18 protein-coding genes and 1 pseudogene are annotated in these 20,750 nt (G+C 52.8%); 12 read left to right on the forward strand and 7 right to left on the reverse strand.

Features of this window, described 5'->3' with window-relative positions; genetic code table 11:
* Window positions 1–17: 17 nt before the first annotated feature.
* The 3 genes from ybcJ to JFY74_07180 form a co-directional block, all read right to left on the reverse strand.
* Complete coding sequence (ybcJ, locus tag JFY74_07170; GenBank protein ID QQG29811.1) at window positions 18–230, reverse strand: ribosome-associated protein YbcJ; 213 nt, start codon at window positions 228–230, stop codon at window positions 18–20.
* 36 nt (window positions 231–266) lie between these two features.
* Window positions 267–1,130, reverse strand: a complete 864-nt coding sequence (gene folD, locus JFY74_07175; GenBank protein QQG29812.1) for a bifunctional methylenetetrahydrofolate dehydrogenase/methenyltetrahydrofolate cyclohydrolase FolD — start codon at window positions 1,128–1,130, stop codon at window positions 267–269.
* A 237-nt stretch (window positions 1,131–1,367) separates the two neighbouring features.
* Window positions 1,368–2,915 carry a GGDEF domain-containing protein gene (locus JFY74_07180; GenBank protein QQG29813.1) on the reverse strand — a complete coding sequence of 516 codons (1,548 nt, stop codon included), beginning with the start codon at window positions 2,913–2,915 and terminating at the stop codon, window positions 1,368–1,370.
* Window positions 2,916–3,454: 539 nt separating this feature from the next.
* On the opposite strand from JFY74_07180, the gene JFY74_07185 reads away from it, so the two are divergent.
* From JFY74_07185 to arnF, 8 genes are all read left to right on the forward strand, one after another.
* Complete coding sequence (locus JFY74_07185; protein QQG29814.1) at window positions 3,455–4,621, forward strand: nucleotide sugar dehydrogenase; 1,167 nt, start codon at window positions 3,455–3,457, stop codon at window positions 4,619–4,621.
* 220 nt (window positions 4,622–4,841) lie between these two features.
* Window positions 4,842–5,990 (forward strand): UDP-4-amino-4-deoxy-L-arabinose aminotransferase, encoded by a 1,149-nt coding sequence (arnB, locus tag JFY74_07190; GenBank protein ID QQG29815.1) that lies wholly within the window; start codon window positions 4,842–4,844, stop codon window positions 5,988–5,990.
* On the forward strand, window positions 5,983–6,966 hold the full coding sequence (gene arnC, locus JFY74_07195; protein ID QQG29816.1) for an undecaprenyl-phosphate 4-deoxy-4-formamido-L-arabinose transferase: 984 nt from the start codon (window positions 5,983–5,985) through the stop codon (window positions 6,964–6,966). The genes arnB and arnC overlap by 8 nt, the downstream gene beginning before the upstream one ends.
* Window positions 6,963–8,963, forward strand: coding sequence for a bifunctional UDP-4-amino-4-deoxy-L-arabinose formyltransferase/UDP-glucuronic acid oxidase ArnA (gene arnA, locus JFY74_07200; protein QQG29817.1), 2,001 nt, complete (start codon window positions 6,963–6,965; stop codon window positions 8,961–8,963). The genes arnC and arnA overlap by 4 nt, the downstream gene beginning before the upstream one ends.
* On the forward strand, window positions 8,960–9,853 hold the full coding sequence (locus tag JFY74_07205; protein ID QQG29818.1) for a 4-deoxy-4-formamido-L-arabinose-phosphoundecaprenol deformylase: 894 nt from the start codon (window positions 8,960–8,962) through the stop codon (window positions 9,851–9,853). Before arnA ends, JFY74_07205 begins: the two co-directional genes overlap by 4 nt.
* A 17-nt stretch (window positions 9,854–9,870) precedes the next feature.
* Window positions 9,871–11,541 (forward strand): lipid IV(A) 4-amino-4-deoxy-L-arabinosyltransferase, encoded by a 1,671-nt coding sequence (gene arnT / locus JFY74_07210; protein QQG29819.1) that lies wholly within the window; start codon window positions 9,871–9,873, stop codon window positions 11,539–11,541.
* On the forward strand, window positions 11,538–11,879 hold the full coding sequence (locus tag JFY74_07215) for an EamA family transporter (protein ID QQG29820.1): 342 nt from the start codon (window positions 11,538–11,540) through the stop codon (window positions 11,877–11,879). The genes arnT and JFY74_07215 overlap by 4 nt, the downstream gene beginning before the upstream one ends.
* Window positions 11,879–12,271 (forward strand): 4-amino-4-deoxy-L-arabinose-phosphoundecaprenol flippase subunit ArnF, encoded by a 393-nt coding sequence (arnF, locus tag JFY74_07220; GenBank protein QQG29821.1) that lies wholly within the window; start codon window positions 11,879–11,881, stop codon window positions 12,269–12,271. Before JFY74_07215 ends, arnF begins: the two co-directional genes overlap by 1 nt.
* Window positions 12,272–12,288: 17 nt before the next feature.
* On the opposite strand, the gene JFY74_07225 is transcribed toward arnF, so the two are convergent.
* From JFY74_07225 to JFY74_07235, 3 genes are all read right to left on the reverse strand, one after another.
* A complete protein-coding gene (locus JFY74_07225) occupies window positions 12,289–13,359 on the reverse strand; it encodes an ABC transporter ATP-binding protein (protein QQG29822.1) in 1,071 nt (356 codons plus the stop codon).
* A gap of 2 nt (window positions 13,360–13,361) precedes the next feature.
* Window positions 13,362–14,939: an iron ABC transporter permease gene (locus JFY74_07230; protein ID QQG29823.1), complete on the reverse strand. Its 1,578-nt coding sequence runs from the start codon at window positions 14,937–14,939 to the stop codon at window positions 13,362–13,364.
* A 142-nt stretch (window positions 14,940–15,081) separates the two neighbouring features.
* The gene (locus JFY74_07235; protein QQG29824.1) at window positions 15,082–16,098 is read right to left on the reverse strand and encodes an iron ABC transporter substrate-binding protein; all 1,017 of its coding nucleotides are present in this window, start codon (window positions 16,096–16,098) and stop codon (window positions 15,082–15,084) included.
* Window positions 16,099–16,583: 485 nt separating this feature from the next.
* On the opposite strand from JFY74_07235, the gene JFY74_07240 reads away from it, so the two are divergent.
* Window positions 16,584–16,907 (forward strand): PTS lactose/cellobiose transporter subunit IIA, encoded by a 324-nt coding sequence (locus JFY74_07240; GenBank protein ID QQG29825.1) that lies wholly within the window; start codon window positions 16,584–16,586, stop codon window positions 16,905–16,907.
* A gap of 101 nt (window positions 16,908–17,008) precedes the next feature.
* Here the strand turns inward: JFY74_07240 and JFY74_07245 are convergent.
* A pseudogene (locus JFY74_07245) lies at window positions 17,009–17,450 on the reverse strand (cupin domain-containing protein).
* Between the two features lie 321 nt (window positions 17,451–17,771).
* Between JFY74_07245 and JFY74_07250 the strand changes: the two are divergent.
* From JFY74_07250 to JFY74_07260, 3 genes are all read left to right on the forward strand, one after another.
* Window positions 17,772–18,665 (forward strand): LysR family transcriptional regulator, encoded by an 894-nt coding sequence (locus JFY74_07250; GenBank protein ID QQG29826.1) that lies wholly within the window; start codon window positions 17,772–17,774, stop codon window positions 18,663–18,665.
* A gap of 91 nt (window positions 18,666–18,756) precedes the next feature.
* Entirely contained in the window at window positions 18,757–19,143 is a 387-nt protein-coding gene (locus JFY74_07255) for a hypothetical protein (protein QQG29827.1), read from the forward strand.
* Window positions 19,144–19,599: 456 nt separating this feature from the next.
* Window positions 19,600–20,736 (forward strand): DltD, encoded by a 1,137-nt coding sequence (locus JFY74_07260; protein ID QQG29828.1) that lies wholly within the window; start codon window positions 19,600–19,602, stop codon window positions 20,734–20,736.
* The last annotated feature ends 14 nt before the right edge of the window (window positions 20,737–20,750 follow it).

Consider the following 20,750-nt stretch of genomic DNA (forward strand, 5'->3'; position numbering starts at 1 on the left):
TCATCGACGCTTCAGGGTTACTCAGTCACTTTTACCGTTTCGCCATTGAACTGAACGGTTTGCCCGGCAACGATTTTGCAGCGCTTGCGTGTTTCGGTCTGGCTGTCAACGGTCACGTCGCCTGCGGCGATAGACAGTTTGGCTGCTGCGCCACTTTCGCTCCAGCCCAGCAGTTTCAATAGGTCGCACAGTTCAACGTGCGGATGCTTTTCAAGATTAAAGGTTGCCATAAATTCCTGCTTATCGGTGTTTGACCTTATCGCCAATTATTCGGCGTGGCCATGATACTCTTCGCACGCCTGTAGCGTGTTTTGAATCAGTGTGGCAACGGTCATTGGGCCGACGCCGCCCGGTACGGGGCTGATGTAAGACGCTCTTTCCTGCGCCGTTTCAAATTCCACATCGCCGACGACTTTGCCGCTTTCCAGACGGTTGATACCCACGTCCAGCACAATCGCGCCCGGTTTAATCCATTCGCCGGGAATGAAGCCCGGTTTACCGACTGCGACAACCAGCAGATCGGCGTTTTCAATATGGTGGCGCAGATTTTTGGTAAAACGGTGCGTGACGGTAGTCGTACAGCCTGCCAGCAGCAGTTCCAGACTCATCGGGCGACCAACGATATTAGACGCGCCGACCACAACGGCATTCAGCCCGAAGGTATCGATATTATAACGCTCCAGCAGCGTGATGATGCCGCGTGGCGTACAGGCGCGCAGCATTGGCGCACGCTGGCATAGACGACCCACGTTGTAAGGATGGAAGCCATCCACGTCTTTACTTGGCGCGATGCGTTCAATCACCTTGGTATTATCGATGCCTTCCGGCAGCGGAAGCTGAACCAAAATGCCGTCAATCGTCTGGTCGGCGTTGAGCTGGTCGATAAGTGCCAACAGCTCAGATTCCGTTGTGGTGATGGGCAAATCATAAGAGCGGGAAATAAAGCCGACTTCTTCACACACTTTGCGTTTGCTGGCGACATAAATCTGTGATGCTGGATTCTCACCGACCAGCACAACAGCCAAACCCGGTGCGCGTTTGCCTTCTGCTAAACGCTGCGTGACTCGTGCGGCAACTTCGTCTTTGACCTGCTGCGCAATCGTTTTACCATCAATAATCTTTGCTGCCATCTGAGAAGAGACCCATCAATTTGAAATAGGGGGAGATGGCCGCTATTTTGTCAGAAGCTGCGCGTGCTGTCAGGTATTGCATCAACATTAATTGTTTCTATACCCGTCATACTTCAAGTTGCCTGTGCGTTAGCTGTGTTACCTCGCCCTGACGAGCCAACGCTTTGCGTTGTTCAAAATGCTAACGTTTTGTCCTGAAATTCGAATTATTTAGGGTATATGTTCCAATTGCTCTCGCTATTCACTGACCTCGATACGGTTTTTTCCGCTATTTTTGGCGCGATACAGCGCAGCATCGGCAATATCGATAACGGACGACGCCGCTGGTGGGGGGTTATCTGCGCAGAACACATAGACACCGGCGCTAATGGTGACGATTTTTTCCGGGAACAGCGTCATTTCATGAGGTATTTTTTCCGCGCGCACCAAATCCAGTGCACGCTGAGCGAGCGCGGTTGCACCTTGCTTATCCGTCTCGGTGATGATGAGCGCGAACTCCTCACCGCCATAGCGGGCGACCAAATCCTCTTTGCGCCTCGGCATACTGCTCAGGATGCTACCAATCTTGCGCAAGCATTCATCACCTGCCACGTGTCCGTAGTGGTCGTTATATTTCTTGAAGGCGTCGACGTCGATCATGATCAGCGCCATACACTGCCGCGTTTCTGCAGCCCGTAATAGGGTTTGCTGCAGGAAAATGTCAAACTGACGGCGGTTGGCTAAACCCGTCAGGCCATCAAACAGCGCCAGCGTTTGCAGAGTATGGTTAATCGATGTGAGCTCATCTCGGACAAGGGTTAAATCGACCTGATTTTTCAAATTGATGCGAATTTGCCTCAGTACGATCAGGCCAAGCAGGGTAATAGTGAACAGCAGAATGAGCGTAATGGCACCGTAAATTAAGCTGTCTGTTCGCCATTTTTCGAGGACTAGTTTGAGATCGTAGCCTGCTGCGATCACAATGGGGTAGCGCTTTAGTTTGGTGTAGCCATAGACCCGCTCGATGTGATCGAGCGTGGAGACAAACGTTGCCGTACCACTTTCGGACTGTTTCAGGTGTTCTGAAAAGAGAGGGCCGCTGGACACATTACGGTTGATGTATGAATCGTCGTAAGGCCGACCGTACAGAATTCTTCCGTCGGAAAGTAAAATGGCGAGCACATCCATGTTCCCCATAGAGTAATAGCCGTAATACTGTTTGAAATAATTCAGTGAGAGGGTAGCGAGCAGCACACCATTAAAGCTTCCGTCTGGCTTATTGATACGCATAGAAACAGGAATGATCAAATCACCGGTGGAGCGGCTTTGAATCACATTGCCGATGTGCATGTCTTTGTTGACGTTATTCTGGTGATATTTGAAATACTCTCTGTCAGCGTTGTTAGCCTGTGCCGGTTTGGCGACCCCGGAATTGACCAGCCAGTCACCTTTCTCATCATAAATAAAGATGCCGTGTAGCTGTGGCAGTGTGGCTTTTCTGCTTTTTAAAATATTGCTGAGCCTGATTATTTGCAGCGGCGATAAGCCATCTTTATCGATACGTTCTTGTAAATCCTGTAACAGGATGTCGACTTGTAAAAACGTATCTTCGGCATGGCGTGCCAGCGACAGCGACAGGTTTTTAGCGTTTCGTTCTGTGGAATCGATAAGCTGTTGGTGAGAATTGAATATTGCCCATCCATTCAGCGCCACTACCGTTGTGATGACGAATAGCATAAAGACAATCATCAATCTTTGGAGCGGCATTTGATAGTGGCTGGCTTTGTCGCGTGTGATGACCTTCATTGTCTTTGTCTTTCCTATCCGTAGCCAGAGAGATGACTGATGATAAGTGTAGACGTTTCTGCCATTTGCGCTGTTGTTGATGAGATTTGCTTATGCTTTTTTGCCAGCTTTTAGCTCACCATAAGTCGTGCTTATAAAAAGCAACATCTCTACATCCTGCCTCCATGCGCCATCGTTAAAGGCTCCAAAATAAAATGTATTATAGTGAACATTTGCTAAAATCATCTAAGATAAATGATGTTGTGTTACATAATGTTATGAAAATTTGTTTTCACGCTAATTATTTAAAAAAGTCACAAGGTGTAAGTAAATTTTTATTTATCATTAAATACGCTATGTTTAATTGGCGTTTAGCTGGAGTTGCTAATGATAATGGCGTTGCACCCCTATCGTGATGAGGGACTGGTATCTTCGGGAATGTGCGGTTGCCAGGGGGGCAGGTAATAAATTGAAATGTTACCCTCCTATTCAGATCGAAAAATAAGAAAGATACTGCGACGAGATAGGGTTTTATCCAGTAATAAAATAAAGAGCCTTTCATGAAAATAGCGATTAGTGGCACGGGATATGTCGGTTTATCGAATGGATTATTATTAGCACAACAGCATCAGGTTGTGGCATTGGATATTGTGGTTGAAAAAGTGGCTCTGCTGAATCAAAGAAAATCGCCGATTAATGACATCGAAATTGAGCGTTTTTTACAACATGAAACGCTGGATTTTTCCGCTACGCTGGATAAATATGAAGCGTATGCTGATGCACAGTTCGTTATTATCGCGACGCCGACGGATTACGATCCACAAACCAACTATTTCAATACGTCGTCGGTAGAGGCGGTCATTCGTGACGTGCTGGCGATTAATCCGCAGGCCATTATGGTGATTAAATCGACGGTGCCCGTTGGCTTCACCGAGAAAATCAGCCAGCAGTTGGATACGGATAACATCATTTTTTCGCCTGAGTTTTTGCGTGAAGGTAAGGCGCTGTATGACAATCTTTATCCGTCGCGGATTGTTGTGGGGGAACGGTCAGAAAGGGCAAGGTTCTTTGCTAACTTATTGATGGAGTGCGCATTAAAAAAAGATATTCGCGTTCTGTTTACCGACCCGACCGAGGCAGAGGCAATAAAATTGTTTGCGAATACCTTCCTGGCGATGCGCGTGGCCTACTTTAACGAGTTGGACAGCTATGCCGAATCGCTGGGGCTGAATACCCGGCAGATTATTGAAGGGGTGTGTCTCGATCCGCGTATTGGCGATTACTACAACAATCCTTCTTTTGGCTATGGCGGCTACTGTTTACCAAAGGATACCCGGCAGCTTTTGGCCAATTATCGTACCGTACCGAATAACCTGATCAAGGCTATCGTGGACGCTAACCATACGCGAAAAGACTTCATTGCCGACACGATTATTCGCCGCCATCCGAAAACCGTCGGCGTCCATCGTCTTATTATGAAGGCAGGGTCGGATAATTTTCGCTTTTCTTCCATTCAGGGCATTATGAAAAGGATAAAAGCGAAAGGAATCAATGTGGTGATTTATGAGCCTGGGATTGATGATGATGATTTTTTAGATTTCCCTATCATTCATCAACTCGATAGTTTCAAAAAACAGTGTGACATTATTATTACCAATCGTTATGCCGATGAATTAAAAGATGTGATGGGGAAAGTCTATACGCGAGATTTATTTGGCGAAGATTGATTTTTTGCTGTAAATCAATAAAACGACATCTTGTCATTTGGTTATTCGCGAAAAATTAATTTTCGCATTGTAATTAATTATGTCTTTTTGCCGTTTTTTCATGTCGTGATGTTTATCTGTGCTTTTATGATTATCGCAATAAATTAAGGTTGGCTTAAGGCTTCATTATTTAGACTGCGAAATGATGATTTCGCGCCATTATTTATTTTGGGAATACATTATGACGGATTTTTTGCCTTTTTCCCGCCCGAACATGGGCGAAGAGGAAATTGCTGCCGTGGCTGAAGTATTACGATCCGGCTGGATAACCACGGGGCCGAAATGTCAGCAATTAGAGCAGGCGTTTTGCCAGCGAATAGGGTGCCGACAGGCGATTGCGGTCAGTTCGGCGACGGGCGGGATGCACGTTACGCTGATGGCGCTCGGTGTTGGCCCCGGCGACGAGGTGATTACACCATCCCAAACCTGGGTTTCAACCGTTAACATCATCACGCTCTTGGGCGCGGAACCAGTGATGGTAGACGTGGATCGGCATACGCTGATGGTGCGACCGCAGGATATCGAGGCGGCCATCACACCGAAGACCAAAGCCATTATTCCCGTGCATTATGCCGGTGCGCCTGCCGATCTGGATGCGCTGCGAGCGCTCAGCGAGCGCTATGGCATTCCGCTGATTGAAGATGCGGCGCACGCCGTGGGTACGCAGTATCGCGATGCGTGGATCGGCGCGCGCGGCACCGCCATTTTCTCGTTTCATGCCATTAAAAACATCACCTGTGCGGAAGGCGGCATGGTGGTGACGGACGACGAAGCGCTCGCCGAACGACTACGCAGCCTGAAGTTTCATGGGCTGGGTGTGGATGCGTTCGACAGGCAGTTACAAGGGCGCAAACCGCAGGCCGAAGTGGTGATGCCGGGATTTAAATACAATCTGGCGGATATCAATGCGGCGATTGCGCTGGTTCAGTTGGATAAACTCCCAGCGATCAACGCCCGCCGTCAGCAGCTTGCGGCGCGCTATCTCACTCAACTGCGCTCGCTGCCGTTCCAGCCGCTGGCCGTGCCTGACTATCCCCATCTGCACGCCTGGCATCTGTTTATGGTGCGCGTAGATGAAGCGCGGTGCGGCATATCGCGTGATAGCCTGATGGCGGAACTGCAAACGCGCGGCATTGGCACCGGGTTGCATTTCAGAGCGGTGCATACACAGAAATATTACCGCGAGCGCTATCCCCACTTGCGCCTGCCGGCAACGGAATGGAATTCGGCGTCGCTGATGACGCTGCCGCTGTTCCCCGATATGCAGGACAGCGATGTCGATCGCGTCGTCGCGGCGCTAACCTCGATTCTGGAGTCTGTTCGTGATTGATGACATCAAAAATGTTTCTATTGTGATTCCCGTTTATAACGAAGAAGAGAGCCTGCCGGTACTGCTCGAACGCACGCTTGCAGCCTGTCGGCAGATCGGTAAACCCTGGGAAATCATTCTGGTTGATGACGGCAGCAGCGATCGTTCAGCGGATCTGCTGACCGAAGCGGCGAGTGACCCGGAAAAGCACATTATTGCCGTGCTGTTGAATCGCAACTATGGTCAGCATTCGGCCATCATGGCCGGATTCCAGCAGGCGGTAGGCGATGTTGTGATCACGCTGGATGCCGATTTACAGAACCCGCCGGAGGAAATCCCACGGCTGGTGGAGTACGCCGCGCAAGGGTATGACGTGGTCGGCACCGTGCGGGCAAACCGGCAGGATTCGCTGTTTCGCAAACTGGCCTCGAAAACCATCAACATGATGATCCGGCGTTCAACCGGGAAATCGATGGTGGATTACGGCTGTATGCTGCGAGCGTATCGTCGTCACATTGTCAGCGCGATGCTGCGCTGCCACGAACGCAGCACCTTTATTCCTATCCTTGCTAATACCTTCGCCCGGAAAACCATTGAGATCGACGTGATGCATGCCGAGCGCGAATTCGGCACGTCCAAATACAGCTTTCTGAAGCTGATTAACCTGATGTACGACCTGCTGACCTGCCTGACGACGACGCCGCTGCGCATACTCAGCCTGATCGGCAGCGTCGTTGCGCTGTCGGGCTTCCTGCTGGCGCTGCTGTTGATCGGCCTGCGTCTGTTCTTCGGTGCGGAATGGGCGGCAGAGGGCGTGTTCACGCTGTTTGCCGTGCTGTTCATGTTTATCGGCGCGCAGTTCGTCGGGATGGGGCTACTAGGGGAATACATCGGCCGTATCTATACCGATGTCCGTGCCCGACCACGCTATTTTGTGCAAAAAACAGTGAATGCGGCAACGCCACTGACCACCAGTTTACGGGATGAAGAAGAATGAAAGCGATCGTATTTGCCTACCATGATATCGGCTGCGTCGGTCTTGAGGCGTTAAAGCTTGCGGGCTATGAGATTCAGGCCGTGTTCACGCACAGCGATGCGCCGGGCGAGAACCACTTCTATGGGTCGGTGGCGAAAGCGGCCGCCGAGATGGACGTGCCAGTGTTTGCACCGGAAGACATTAACCATCCGCTCTGGGTGAACCGCATTCGGGAACTGGCACCGGATGTTATTTTTTCCTTCTATTACCGCGCGTTATTAAGTGATGACATTCTCCAGCTACCGTCGTTTGGCGCATTCAATCTGCACGGTTCCCTGCTGCCGCGCTACCGGGGACGTGCGCCGGTGAATTGGGTGTTGGTGAACGGTGAAACGCAGACGGGCGTGACGCTGCACAAGATGGTTTCTCGCGCTGATGCGGGTGATATCGTCGCCCAGTCCGTGGTGGCGATTGACGATGAAGACACCGCGCTGACGCTGCATGGAAAATGCCGTACCGCCGCTGCCGCTTTGCTGGCGCAGCAATTACCGCTGATCCGCTCGCGTGAGATTAAGCTGACGCCGCAGGATGAAAGCCGGGCCAGCTATTTCGGACGTCGCACGGCAGCAGATGGGCTGATCGACTGGCACAAAAGCGCCCGTGAGATTAACAACCTGATCCGCGCGGTGACGGAGCCGTACCCGGGGGCGTTTACGTTTCTCGGTGAGCGCAAAGTGACGATTTGGCGCGCTCGTGTTGTAAAGGACAAGATCGGTGGTGATCCGGGCGCGATTATCTCGACGTCGCCGCTGGTGGTGTCCTGCGGTGAGGACGCGCTTGAGATCGTCAGTGGGCAGAGTGAAGTCGGGCTGTATATGTCTGGCAGCCGACTGGCGGCGGAAATGGGCATGGTGCCGCAGGCGCGACTGGGTAACCTCGCCAGCCGTGTGCAGCGACGCCGCACGCGCGTCCTGATCCTCGGCGTGAACGGTTTTATCGGTAACCATCTGACCGAGCGCCTGCTGCGGGACGATCGCTATGAGATCTACGGGCTGGATATCAGCTCAGATGCCATCGCCCGTTTTCTTGGCGATCCGCGTTTCCATTTTGTGGAAGGCGATATCAGCATCCATAACGAATGGATCGAATACCACATCAAGAAATGCGATGTCATTCTGCCGCTGGTGGCGATTGCCACACCGATTGAATACACTCGTAATCCGCTGCGCGTGTTTGAACTGGACTTTGAAGAGAACCTGAAAATCGTGCGCGACTGCGTGCGTTACAACAAACGCATCGTTTTCCCGTCCACCTCAGAAGTGTACGGCATGTGTGATGACAAAGAGTTTGATGAAGACACCTCGCGCCTGATTGTCGGGCCGATCAACAAGCAGCGCTGGATTTATTCCATATCTAAGCAGTTGCTGGACCGGGTGATCTGGGCGTACGGCGCGAAAAACGGCCTGCGTTTCACGCTGTTCCGTCCGTTTAACTGGATGGGGCCGCGTCTGGATACGCTGGATGCTGCACGCATCGGCAGCTCTCGAGCCATTACCCAGCTAATCCTCAATTTGGTGGAAGGATCGCCAATCAAGCTGGTGGACGGCGGGGAGCAGAAACGCTGCTTTACTGACATTCACGACGGTATTGAGGCGCTGTTCCGTATTATTGAAAACCGTAACGGCCAGTGTGACGGGCAGATCATCAATATCGGTAATCCGCACAATGAAGCCAGTATCCGCGAACTGGGTGAAATGCTGCTGACCAGCTTTAATGCGCACCCGCTGCGCGATCGCTTCCCGCCGTTCGCCGGATTTATTGACGTGGAAAGCAGCAGCTATTACGGGAAAGGCTATCAGGATGTGGCGCACCGCACGCCAAGCATTCGCAACGCCAAACGCCTGCTGGCATGGGAACCAACGGTGAAGATGGAGCAAACCGTCGCGGAAACGCTGGACTATTTCCTGCGTACCGTTGACCCCTTGCAATCAGACAACGCCACGGATGCGCAGGGATGACGCGTGTTGGCCTGCGGATAGATGTCGATACCTGGCGCGGTACGCGAGACGGCGTGCCTGCGCTGCTGGATGTGCTGGCAGAGTTCGATATTCAGGCGAGTGTCTTTTTTAGCGTCGGGCCGGACAACATGGGGCGCCACCTGTGGCGTCTGCTGCGTCCACGCTTTTTATGGAAGATGCTGCGTTCCAACGCGGCCTCGCTCTACGGCTGGGATATCTTGCTGGCCGGTACGGCGTGGCCGGGGCGTCATATCGGCGCACGGTTTGGCTCGTTAATCTGCCAGACGCACGACGCCGGACATGAGGTGGGGCTACACGCCTGGGATCATCACGGCTGGCAGGCGAATGTCGCCCGCTGGTCGGATGCGCAACTAGCCGCGCAGTTCCGTGAAGGAATGGACGCGCTGACATCAATTCTGCCATCGCTGGTGCGCTGTTCCGCTGTGGCGGGCTGGCGAGCCGATTCGCGTGTTGTAGAGATGAAGCAGCGCTGGAATCTGGACTATAACAGCGACTGCCGCGGCACCCGACCTTTCCGACCACGCCTGAAAAATGGTGAGCTAGGCACCGTGCAGATTCCGGTCACATTGCCGACCTACGATGAAGTCATCGGTGAGCGCGTGAGTGACGGCGAATTTAACGACTTCATTCTTGAGGCAATCCAGCAGGATCGCGGCGTGCCGGTCTACACCATCCATGCGGAGGTTGAAGGCGGTGCGAAGCTGGCGTTGTTCCGTCAGTTGCTGCTTCGCGCCCGTCAGCAGCACATCGAATTTTGTCCGCTTTCCTCATTGCTGCCTGATGACCGAGCCATGTTGCCCGTCGGGCGGATTGAACGCACGCCATTTCCCGGGCGGGAAGGGTGGCTTGGTGTGCAAACGGAAGAATAAATAAAGCAGGAGATAGCATGGAAAAAGGCATGATAAGGCTGAAAAGCACCATGATATTGGTGTTATTTGCTTTGCTCTACCTGTTGCCACTTAACGGTCGCTGGCTGTGGTCGCCGGACGAAACGCGCTATGCCGAAATCAGCCGCGAGATGCTTCAGCGTGGCGATTGGGTCGTGCCGCATTTGCTGGGGATTCGCTATTTTGAGAAACCCGTTGCGGGCTACTGGCTGAATAACATCAGTCAGTGGCTATTAGGTCATACCAATTTTTCCGTGCGCTTTGCCTCGGTATTTTCTACCGGATTGAGCGCGCTGCTGGTGTTCTGGCTGGCGATGCTGCTGTGGAAAAACCAGCGTACCGCGCTGTTGGCGGCGACGATCTATCTGACATCGCTGCTCGTGTATGGTATCGGCACGTACAGCGTGCTCGATCCGATGGTGACGCTCTGGATGACGGCGGCGCTGTTCAGCCATGTGCTGATTCAGCGTGCCACGCTGACGCGTGAGCGGCTCGTGGCTTGGGGGCTAATGGGGCTGGCCTGCGGCATGGGATTTATGACCAAAGGCTTTCTGGCTCTGGCTTTACCGGTCATCAGCGTGCTGCCGGTGGCGCTGGCGCAAAAGCGGATTAAGGAACTGCTGCTGTTTGGGCCGCTGGCGGTTGTCGTCGCGGTATTGCTGAGTGCGCCGTGGGCGCTGGCGGTGCATGCGCGAGAAGCCGATTACTGGCATTACTTCTTTTGGATTGAACATATTCAGCGTTTTGCCGAAGACGATGCGCAGCATAAAGCGCCGTTCTGGTATTACCTGCCCGTTTTGATTCTCGGGACGTTCCCCTGGCTGGCACTGCTGCCGGGCGCGTTGCGTAGCGGCTGGACGGAACGGAAGGCGAACCCGGAACGGTTCCTCCTGCTGTGCTGGATGGTGATGCCGCTGCTGTTTTTCAGCATCGCCAAAGGTAAGCTGCTGACTTATATTCTGCCGTGCTTTGCACCGCTGGCGCTGCTGATGGCGGCGTGGCTTTCCGGGCTAGCACCCGCAATACGCGAACGTGTATTGCGCATCAATAGCTGGCTCAACATAGCTTTCGGCAGCGTGCTGGCGATCGCCGTTGCGGCGCTGGGCCTCGGCATCATCATGCCGCATCTCTACCAACTGGGAGAAGGGCTGACCATCGTATCGGGTGTTGTCTGCTTTATCGGCTGGGTGGCCTTTGCCGCTGTCAGCCTGAAAAAGCAGCGGGCGTGGGGCTATCTGGTGGCGGGCTGTCCGTTATTTCTGGCGCTGCTCGTTGGCGGGAGTATTCCGGTGAGCGTGGTGGATTCAAAGAACCCCCAAACCTTTATTCGTAGCCATCAGCCGTTGCTGGAGGACAGCCGCTATGTGCTTAGCGACGAGGTGGGGCTGGCCGCCGGACTGGCGTGGGAGTTGAAGCGTAGCGATATCACCTTATTTAAGGCGCGGGGCGAGCTGAACTATGGGCTGAACTATGCGGATTCCGCTGACCGCTTTGTCGATGAGGGCGCTTTTCCAACATGGCTTGCCGAGAAACGGCGTAGCGGAAATGTCGCGCTGATGCTGAAGATCGACCGGGACAGCGATGACGAGTATCGCAATCTGCCTGCGCCCGATCAGTTGAGAAAATCGCACCGTTACGTGCTGCTGTTTTATAAGCAGGTAGCGCCATGAGTTATCTATTGGTTGCCATTGTCTGCCTGCTGACCAGTTTTGGGCAGTTGTGCCAGAAACAGGCGGCAGAGTGCTGGCGGCGTTTGCCGACGCATCGACGCCAGCGCGTGACGCTGGGATGGCTGATATTGGCGGCCTTGCTGCTCGGCATCGGGCTGCTGCTGTGGCTTGTGGTGTTGCAGCATCTCCCGCTCGGTGTGGCGTATCCGCTGCTGAGTATCAATTTTGTTTTGGTCACGCTGCTGGCGCACTACGGGTTTGGCGAGCGTGTGGATAGGCACCACTGGTGGGGCATTGCGCTGATTGTCATCGGTATCTATCTGATGCAGGGGGGATGATGGCGAAAAGAGGCTATATCTGGGCGATTATCAGCATTGTGCTAGCCAGCACCGCGCAGGTGTTAATGAAAAGCGGTATGTTGGCGCTGCCGAGCATTTCCTTCGCGCACTGGCCGTCGCTCAGCGCGTTGGTTGCGGGCTGGCCTGCGGTTGCGGTGCTGGTCGGGGTGATTTGCTACGGGCTGTCGATGGTGTGCTGGTTTATGGTGCTACGCTATTTGCCGTTAAGCCGCGCCTATCCGCTGATTAGCTTAAGCTACGCGGTGGTTTATCTGGCGGCGGTTTTCCTGCCGTGGCTGAATGAACCGATGAGCCTGCGTAAAACCCTCGGCGTCTTGATTATTCTGCTGGGTGTCTGGCTGGTGAGTCGTAACGCGCAGGCGGCGCGCTAAGCCGCCTGCGAAGGTGATTATTGACTGAAAACGTGTGCCGCACCGTTCACGCTCAGGCTGACCTGCTGGCCGACGGCAAAAGCGGCGTGGCTGACGGTTTTCAGTTCAATGATACTGGCATCTGCGTGGTGAACGTGCAGCGTCAGCGTGGAAACGAAGCCGGAAAAATCAACTTTACGGATGGTCGCGCGAATCGTCGCTGCGCTATTGACTTCAACGCTATCAACCTCAACGTTATCAACCCCTGCATCCTGAATGACAATCTGCTCCGGTCTGAGCATGATTCTTGCCTTCCCGCTTGCCGTTGGGCGATCCACCGTGATGCGCCCAAGCAGGCAGTCAGCCTGCTCGCCGTCAATCTGCGCATCGAGAATCAGCGTTTCGCCGAGGAAGGTCGCGATGTCCTCATTGTTGGGCTGGTGGTAAAGCGTCCATGGCGAGCCGGATTGCGACAGCTGGCCGTCGCGCATGACAACAACCCGATCGGCAAAGGACAGTGCCTCTCCCTGATCGTGGGTCACCAGAATCGATGCCACGTTAGCCTGCTGCAAGACGTCCATCACCGCTTTACGGGTGGCGGCACGCAGGCCGGTATCCAGCGCGGAAAACGGTTCATCTAGCAGCATCAACGTAGGGCGCTGCGCCAGCGCGCGAGCCAGTGCGACACGCTGCTGCTGACCTCCGGAAATTTCATGCGGCGAGTGCTTCCGCAAATGCGCCGGAAGGGAAACCAGTTCCATCAACTCATCCACGCGTTTTTGCTTTTCCGCCTTCGTGCCTTTTAGCCCAAAGGCGATGTTGTCCGCGATGCAGAGATGCGGGAACAGCGCGCCGTCCTGCGGTACGTAGCCGATTCCGCGCTGATGGGCAGGAACAGACAGCCCGTTATCGCAGAGCGTCTGCCCGTTTAGCGTGATGACGCCGGTATCCGGTTTTTCAAACCCAGCAATCAGGCGCAGCAGCGTGGTTTTCCCCGAACCGGACGGACCGACAATCGCCGTGCGGCGGCTGTTTTCTAGCGTCAGATGAATGTCAGACAGCACGGTGCGCCCGTTAAAGCTTTTACTGACGCGATGAAGTTCCAACATGATTACAGTCCCGCCATTTTTTGTGATTGCGTGTAGAGAAACCAGGTCCACGGCAGCGACAGTAGGACCAGAATCAGTGCGTAGGGTGCTGCCGCGGGATAATCGATCTCACTGGTGAGCGCCCAAAAGCCCGTCGCCAGCGTGCGGGTACCGTTGGGGGCCAGCAGCAGCGTGGCGGTCAGCTCGTTAATGATCGCCAGAAAGACGAGTGTTGCCCCAGTTGCAACGCCGGGTGCCGCCAGCCGAATGGTCACGGTCATTAACGTCTGCAACGGCGAACGCCCTAGGCTGGCTGCAACCTGCTCCAGTTCCACCGGTGCCTGTGCGATACCCGCGCGTAGATTAACCAGCGCCCGTGGCATAAACATCAGCAGATAAGCCAGCAACACGGTGAATTCGGTCTGATAGAGCGGCCTGATGAGGTGAATGGTGGTGGTCACCAACGCCAGCGCAACGACGATGCCCGGCAGAGAGCTGGTGATGTAATTACACCCTTCCAAAAACCGAAACAGGCGACTGGGGTGGCGGATTGTCAGCCAGGCCATCGGGATCGCGGCGAGCGTTGTCAGGGCGGCTCCGCTCAGCGCCAGCGTCATAGTTTGGCTAAAGGCATCAAGCAGTTCGCGGCGCTGCCACACCTCCCAGCCGCCAAACCACAGCCAGCGAAACAGCGTAATAAAAGGCACGCCGAGTGTCAGCATGACCAGCGTTGCCAGTAACAGCAGAGCCAGTAACCGCGGAAACGGCGACAGGCGTATCGGCGTGACAACCTGCGGCGCGCCCGAACCGACGTGCGCATAGCGCGTAACGCCGCGCACGCGGGCATCCGCACACAGCAGAAACAGACACAGCAATGCCAGCACGCCAGCCAGCATGTTGGCCGCAGGGCCATTAAACGTTGACTGAAACTGATCGAAAATCGCGGTGGTAAAGGTATCGAAGCGGATCATGGCAAACAGGCCATACTCCGCCAGCAGATGTAGCGCAATCAGCAGCAGCCCGCCGCCAATGGCCAGCTTTAACTGCGGCAGCACCACGCGGAAAAACACGGTAATAGGAGGGACGCCCAGCGTAGCTGCGACATCTTCCAGCGCCGGGTTAAGGCGTCGCAGCGTTGCTGCGCAGGGTAAATACAGAAACGGTAAATAGGCGACGACGGATAAAAACACGCCAGCCGGCAGGCTATGCAGACCGGGCGCCGCGCTGATCCAGGCATAGCTCTGGACAAATGCGGGTATTGCGAGCGGCGCGGTGAGCAGCAGTGACCACAGGCGTCGGGCAGGCAGAGTCGTGCGCTCCGTCAGCCAGGCCAGCAGCACGCCCAGCACCGTACAAATCGGCAGCGTCAGAACAACCAGCAGCACCGTATTTGTCAGGAGTTCACCGACGCGCGGGCGCAAGAGCAGGGCGCGCGTTGTTTCCCAACCGGTATCAATGCTGACGCCAATCACAAAGCCCAGTGGAACAAACCCTAACAGGGATAGCGTCAGGGCGACGATCGTAAGCAGCGCGGCTGGCTTGCGTAATGGCGGTGAGGGGGCGGTGAACGTGGTGGTTTCGCTATAACTAACGTTTGTCATACGGCCTGTAGCTGCCTCGTCAAGACGGTGAAGCCGCGCTGAGCGGGCATTCGGGTGAAGATTCGTCAGGACGCGAACGCCCTGACGAAAGGGGCTGTCGTTACAGCCTCTGTATTACAATCCACGCGTTAAGAACGATGCGTTACAGCAAGCCAGCTTGCGTCATCAGATCCACGACTTTTTTGCTGTTGAGCTTGGCGGCATCGACTTTTGGTGCATCCAGATCTTTCAGCGGAACCAGTTTGTCATTTGAGGCTGCGTTGACGCCAACGGCATATTCAAACGCATTGTTGGTACGCAATACCTCCTGACCGGATTTGCCCGTAATCCACTTAATAAAGGCCTGTGCCTCTTTCGCATGTTTGCTGGATGCCAGTACGCCGCCGCCTGAAATGCTGACGAACGCGCCCGGATCTTTATGCTTGAAGTAGTACAGCTTCGTGTTGTTACTGTTTTCGCCGGTTTTAGCCTGATCGACAAAACGGTAATAGTGATAGATCACGCCGCTATCAATCTGGCCTGCGTTCACGGCTTTCATCACCGTGCTGTTGCCTTTGTAGGCGGTGAAGTTCTCTTTCATGCCTTTCAGCCATTCTTGCGTGGCTTTCTCGCCCTTCAGCTCCAGATAGGCGCTGACGATGGCCTGAAAATCTGCACCGGATGGGGACGCCGCCCAGCGGCCTTTCCATTCTGGCTTCGCCAGATCGGCTAAGGATTTCGGCAGTTGAGCGTCGGTAAATTTGGTCGGATTGTAGACAAAGACGGTGGAGCGTGCGGCAATTCCGATCCAGCGGCCGTGGGACGGACGATAGTCAGACGGCACCTGAGCAAGGGTCGCGTTATCCAGCGGAGCAAAGAGATCGGCGTTATCGACCAGCACCATCGACGGTGAGTTTTCAGTCAGGAAGGCATCGGCAGGGGACGATTTCCCTTCCTGCACCAGTTGGTTGCCCAATTCGGTGTCGCTGCCATTACGCAGTGTCACCTTGATGCCGGTTTCTTTCGTGAAACCGTCAACCCAGGATTTCACGAGGTTTTCATGTTGGGCATTGTAAATCACAATCCCTTCATCGTTTTCTGCTGCATTTGCCGATGCGCTGAGAGTCAGGCCGGAAGCTAATAAAACGGCAGAACTCAGTAATCCAAAACCAAGCTTCATAGTATTTACCCTTATCAATACCCGTTATGTTTGAATATTGCTGTCCGACATTGACTCCCTCGTATCGCATTATTTTAGTGACACAGGCAGGGATGTAGCGGCAGTCGAAAATGGATTCTACATATCGATAATAATAATGATAGTTATTATTATTTCTCTTTCTTAAGGTTAAATTAAGGTTTCGATGAATGTGATATTTCGGTCATCACTTTATTTCAGCAGGTGTCGCGGTGTGAAAGGGGATAAAACTACCTCGTAAAAACAGGTTGGTGCCACTGTGAAATTTATTTCATCGAATATGAGATATAACATCATGATTTAAAGAAACAAATCTTGATTCATCGTCTATATTTACTATGCAGGCTGTGAGTAGCGATACAATAAATGCACCGTATCTCTTCGGTGTCACGTGCGCTTGTCTGCAATGTAGGGCTAATTGACCGACAAAAAAGTGACACAGCAACTGATATTCGGGGGATGGGATAATGGATGTAGAAACGCGGATGATTGAGCTTATTGTTAAATCTGGCGAAACACGTTCCTGCGCAATGGAAGCACTGAGATCCGCTCGTCGAGGGGAGTGGGATCACGTCGATGAACTATTAAAAATGGCGGCGGTGGCGCTGAACCGGGCGCAGTTGATCCAGACCGGATTTATTGGCAACCAGAGTAAGGAAAAAGCCAATATCGAACTTATCGTTGTACACGCGCAGGATCACCTGATGAATGCGATGCTGTGCCGTGAGCTGGCTGAAGAGATTATTGAACTCAGAAAAGAGGTCTCTGGCGTCAATCTCCACATGCGCTAGCTGCATCGTTGAGCAAAGGGAAAAGCCATTCAGTTTCACGCTGAGTGGCTTTGCTGTTTCTACCCGCCGCTATTTTTTCTTATAGAGACGCTTTCCTTATGCTATTTCCCGTTTCCGTACTGCTCGTCGCTGACTTTTTCCAGCCAGTCGACCGGGCTGCCGTTAAGTGACTCGGCAATGGCAATGTGCGTCATCGCGGTTTGTGCCGTCGCGCCGTGCCAGTGTTTTACACCTTCGGGTATCCAGACGATATCACCTTGATTGATCTCCTGAATGTCGCCGCTCCATTCCTGAAGCCAGCCCCGACCCTGCGTGACGATCAGCGTCTGACCGAGCGGATGGGTATGCCATGCGGTGCGTGCGCCGGGTTCAAAGGTGACCGTCGCGCCGCCAACCCGAGCGGGGGCGGTGCCCTGAAAGGGCGCATCAATACGAACGTTGCCGGAAAAATAGCTTTCCGGGCCAGGCTGGGACGGGCAGTGAACCACTGCGGGTAATTTTCAATTTTTCCTCCCTTTCGGCAATCGCAGCTGAGACTAACATGGATAACATCACGGCAGAGGCGGTAAGTCATCTCATGGAAAGCGTAGCTGTTGTTGAAAAATTTGTAGTTACTGAAAGATTCGCTGTAATTGAACTATTCAGGGTTGGTGAAAGCTGAAAGACAGCGGCTGTGCAAAACGTTACTGCGATTTACGGAGAAGCACCAGAGGACAAAACCCGCAAGCGGCTATGAATTATATTCATTAATTACGCTGCGTAATGCAGGACGCTAAGTCCCGTCGCTGGTTTTCAGCGTGGTTTAATTAGCGATTGACCATTTCACATGGACATCATTCATGGCACCACTCTTCGGACACTCTGATGTTAAAAGAAAATTTTAATGACCTCATTTCGTTCCTTGTGGTGGCAAGAGAACGTAGTTTTACCAAAGCGGCGGCGAAGCTCGGGCTTTCCCAGTCGGCGCTAAGCCATTCGATTCGCGGCCTTGAAGAACGACTTGGCGTGCGTTTGCTGACTCGAACCACGCGCAGCGTCGCGCCGACGGAAGCGGGAGAGAAGCTGGCACATAGCCTCGGCCCGCGCTTCGCGGATATTGAGAGCGAGTTGATTGCGCTGGGCGACATGCGCGAGCGGCCTGCGGGGAATATTCGTATTACGGCAGGGGAGCATGCGGTTGATTCGGTATTATGGCCGGTCTTAAAGCCATTTTTGGCGAATTACCCCGATATTAACGTCGAAATTACGATGGATAATGCTTTAGCCGATATCGTTCTCGGCCGCTTTGATGCGGGTATTCGCCTGGGTGAACAGGTGGAAAAAGACATGATTGCCGTGCGTATCGCACCGGAAATGAGCATGGCGGTGGTCGGTTCCCCGAACTATTTCGCCCGTAATCCTTCCCCCGCGACGCCACAGGATTTGCAGCATCACCGCTGTATTAACATGCGTCTGCCGACGATGGGCGGCATCTATGCATGGGAGTTTGAAAAAAACGGTCGGGAAATCAAGGTGCGCGTTGAGGGACAGCTGACCATGAATAGCCTGCGCCAGCGGATCGATGCGGCACTCATCGGGCTCGGTCTGGCCTATGTACCGGAAGATGCGGTACGAGATGACATTGCCAGTGGGCGTCTGACTCGGGTGCTAACGGAATGGTGCTCACCGTTCCCCGGCTACTACCTGTATTATCCCAGCCGTAAACAGCATACCACTGCCTTCTCACTGTTTGTGGAAGCGCTGCGCTACCCGCGTTAGCGATTGTGCTATTGGGCTGTGAGTCAGGCGATTAAAAAGCGTTTGAGATAGTTGGTTCCACCGACAAATTTTGAATATTCAAGGAAATGAAATGTGTTCTGATAAGAATGGCGCACTTTTAGCGATTTTTTCTGGTGAGTTTAGCGTTAGCGACGATGCCTGGACATTGGACGCCGTGCGGTGGGGTTTCGTTGAGAAGAAAAAGATTATCGCCAGTTTGAAAGGGAAAATGGGGAGCGGCCCGTTTAATGCAGAGATCGAGCTATTATGGCGGGAAGAACTCGGTGACTATTTCGGCAGAGGTGAAATTACCTATGATAATTATCGCTCGGAATATAAAACCAATAGCTTCGCAATAAAAATCATGGCGTCAGATATTTATATAGAAGACGATGTTTGCGTTATTGACGATGCTGAGTGGCTGGAAAATGGCTACCCATATTCATTTTATGGCGATTTAGATCGGGTAGCGAATTGAAGTAAATAGCGGTTATTTTCAATAATGACCGCTATTTTTCCATCCTGCCATTCTACATTTCTCTGAATCAAATTCACGGTACAAGAAGCAGTCAAAAACTGAACTGGACGTTACTGATCCTTATTCACATAACGCCTAAAGCGCTTGAACCTCATCATCCCTACAATCGTTAGCAAACTGAGCCTTAAGCGGTCCCTGCCATCGAGCTTTTACTACCGCATATTCGAACCGCGTAAGGGGCGAATGAATGTCAGAGAACCCTTCTCCTGCCTCGATCCCGTGGGGGGCGTTGGCCCTATTATGTGACGGACATAAACACTGTACATACCGTTACACAGCAACGCTCATCATCGCAGATAAGCCTGGTATATAATCCCAAAAAACAGGGATCGATTTACCGTGAAGATAAAAATTCACAAATTTTAAACAATAAATATTATGTAGCCTTACTTTATAATGAAAACCAAAAATACTCTCTGCTTACATATCCTGATGGCTACCCTTGCCATCCTGTTTCTTAGCGTTCCCCCGCTAGTGGCGAGCATTGATCCGGCACTAACGTTCCAGCCTCTGATTAACACAATGGAAGGGACGGCAAAAGAACAAAAGGAAAAAATTGCCACCATTTCCCATGCCTTACAGGGGAATGCGATTTTCTTTCTTGGAGCTTCTGAGGTTTCGACATCTGAAGACGAACATTACGCGGTATATAATTACTTTAATAACCAGCTACATCGTCCGGTCGTGGCCTATGGCGATAGCTATGTCGATAGCGTCACACATTTTTTACTGCTCTCGCGCTTTAAAAACGATCTTAATGCTAACAGTAAGGTTGTTTTGCTGCTTGCGCCCGATAGTTTTTATTCAGACGGTATTCCCCCGGCCATTTTTGCCAACAATTTCCCTGCACCTGTTTTTAATCCGCTGATGAAGGATGAGCAGGCGCGTCCCTTTTTGGTCAATTATCTACAACATATCGATAAAGAAGAGATAAGCCATTTAACCTTCGGCCAAATGAAGGTCTATGGTTGGGATCCGCAAATTATCTGGCAGGAAGTGAGTTATCAATTTGCTAATTTCTGCGAGCTGATAAAAAACGACTGGTTGGCGATGCTACATATTGTCCCTCAGCCTGCACAACGGTGGCCTCAGCAGCCAACGTCCAACATGACTCCCGACTGGAATCGCGAGTTGGCGCAGGCTCATGTAATGAACCAGTCTCGTCAGCAAAGTGCAGAGACATTGTGGATGGATAAATCTGTGTTTGCAGACGATCAAACGCCGGAAGAGTGGGATAACGCACCGATTGTTCCGGCGCAGATGGAAGTATTACGGGCGACGATCCAACTGCTGAAAGCGCGCAATGCCCAGTTTGTGGTCATTGTTGATCCGATTAATCCGTGGGCGATTAATAACTCCCAGAAATTCCAGCCAGTCGACAGCCAGATCAGGTCGATGCTGGAAGAAAATCAGGTTCGTTATTTTGATATGTATGCGCAGCCTTATCAGAACGGCTGGAATTGGGATCGCCTGCATCCAACTGAACCAGCATGGGTCGCGATGGATCAATTTATTGCGGAGAGTTTTAAATGATGAAAACCGCCATT

Origin of the sequence: Pectobacterium carotovorum (genome assembly GCA_016415585.1) — a bacterium.
Lineage (GTDB): Bacteria > Pseudomonadota > Gammaproteobacteria > Enterobacterales > Enterobacteriaceae > Pectobacterium > Pectobacterium carotovorum_K.

What these genes read in the sequence shown, in the direction of transcription:
- ybcJ (QQG29811.1), bottom strand. Translation starts at nt 230, where the DNA reads ATGGCAACCTTTAATCTTGAAAAGCATCCGCACGTTGAACTGTGCGAC.
- folD (QQG29812.1), bottom strand. Translation starts at nt 1,130, where the DNA reads ATGGCAGCAAAGATTATTGATGGTAAAACGATTGCGCAGCAGGTCAAA.
- JFY74_07180 (QQG29813.1), bottom strand. Translation starts at nt 2,915, where the DNA reads ATGAAGGTCATCACACGCGACAAAGCCAGCCACTATCAAATGCCGCTC.
- JFY74_07185 (QQG29814.1), top strand. Translation starts at nt 3,455, where the DNA reads ATGAAAATAGCGATTAGTGGCACGGGATATGTCGGTTTATCGAATGGA.
- arnB (QQG29815.1), top strand. Translation starts at nt 4,842, where the DNA reads ATGACGGATTTTTTGCCTTTTTCCCGCCCGAACATGGGCGAAGAGGAA.
- arnA (QQG29817.1), top strand. Translation starts at nt 6,963, where the DNA reads ATGAAAGCGATCGTATTTGCCTACCATGATATCGGCTGCGTCGGTCTT.
- JFY74_07205 (QQG29818.1), top strand. Translation starts at nt 8,960, where the DNA reads ATGACGCGTGTTGGCCTGCGGATAGATGTCGATACCTGGCGCGGTACG.
- arnT (QQG29819.1), top strand. Translation starts at nt 9,871, where the DNA reads ATGGAAAAAGGCATGATAAGGCTGAAAAGCACCATGATATTGGTGTTA.
- JFY74_07215 (QQG29820.1), top strand. Translation starts at nt 11,538, where the DNA reads ATGAGTTATCTATTGGTTGCCATTGTCTGCCTGCTGACCAGTTTTGGG.
- arnF (QQG29821.1), top strand. Translation starts at nt 11,879, where the DNA reads ATGGCGAAAAGAGGCTATATCTGGGCGATTATCAGCATTGTGCTAGCC.
- JFY74_07225 (QQG29822.1), bottom strand. Translation starts at nt 13,359, where the DNA reads ATGTTGGAACTTCATCGCGTCAGTAAAAGCTTTAACGGGCGCACCGTG.
- JFY74_07230 (QQG29823.1), bottom strand. Translation starts at nt 14,939, where the DNA reads ATGACAAACGTTAGTTATAGCGAAACCACCACGTTCACCGCCCCCTCA.
- JFY74_07235 (QQG29824.1), bottom strand. Translation starts at nt 16,098, where the DNA reads ATGAAGCTTGGTTTTGGATTACTGAGTTCTGCCGTTTTATTAGCTTCC.
- JFY74_07240 (QQG29825.1), top strand. Translation starts at nt 16,584, where the DNA reads ATGGATGTAGAAACGCGGATGATTGAGCTTATTGTTAAATCTGGCGAA.
- JFY74_07250 (QQG29826.1), top strand. Translation starts at nt 17,772, where the DNA reads ATGTTAAAAGAAAATTTTAATGACCTCATTTCGTTCCTTGTGGTGGCA.
- JFY74_07255 (QQG29827.1), top strand. Translation starts at nt 18,757, where the DNA reads ATGTGTTCTGATAAGAATGGCGCACTTTTAGCGATTTTTTCTGGTGAG.
- JFY74_07260 (QQG29828.1), top strand. Translation starts at nt 19,600, where the DNA reads ATGAAAACCAAAAATACTCTCTGCTTACATATCCTGATGGCTACCCTT.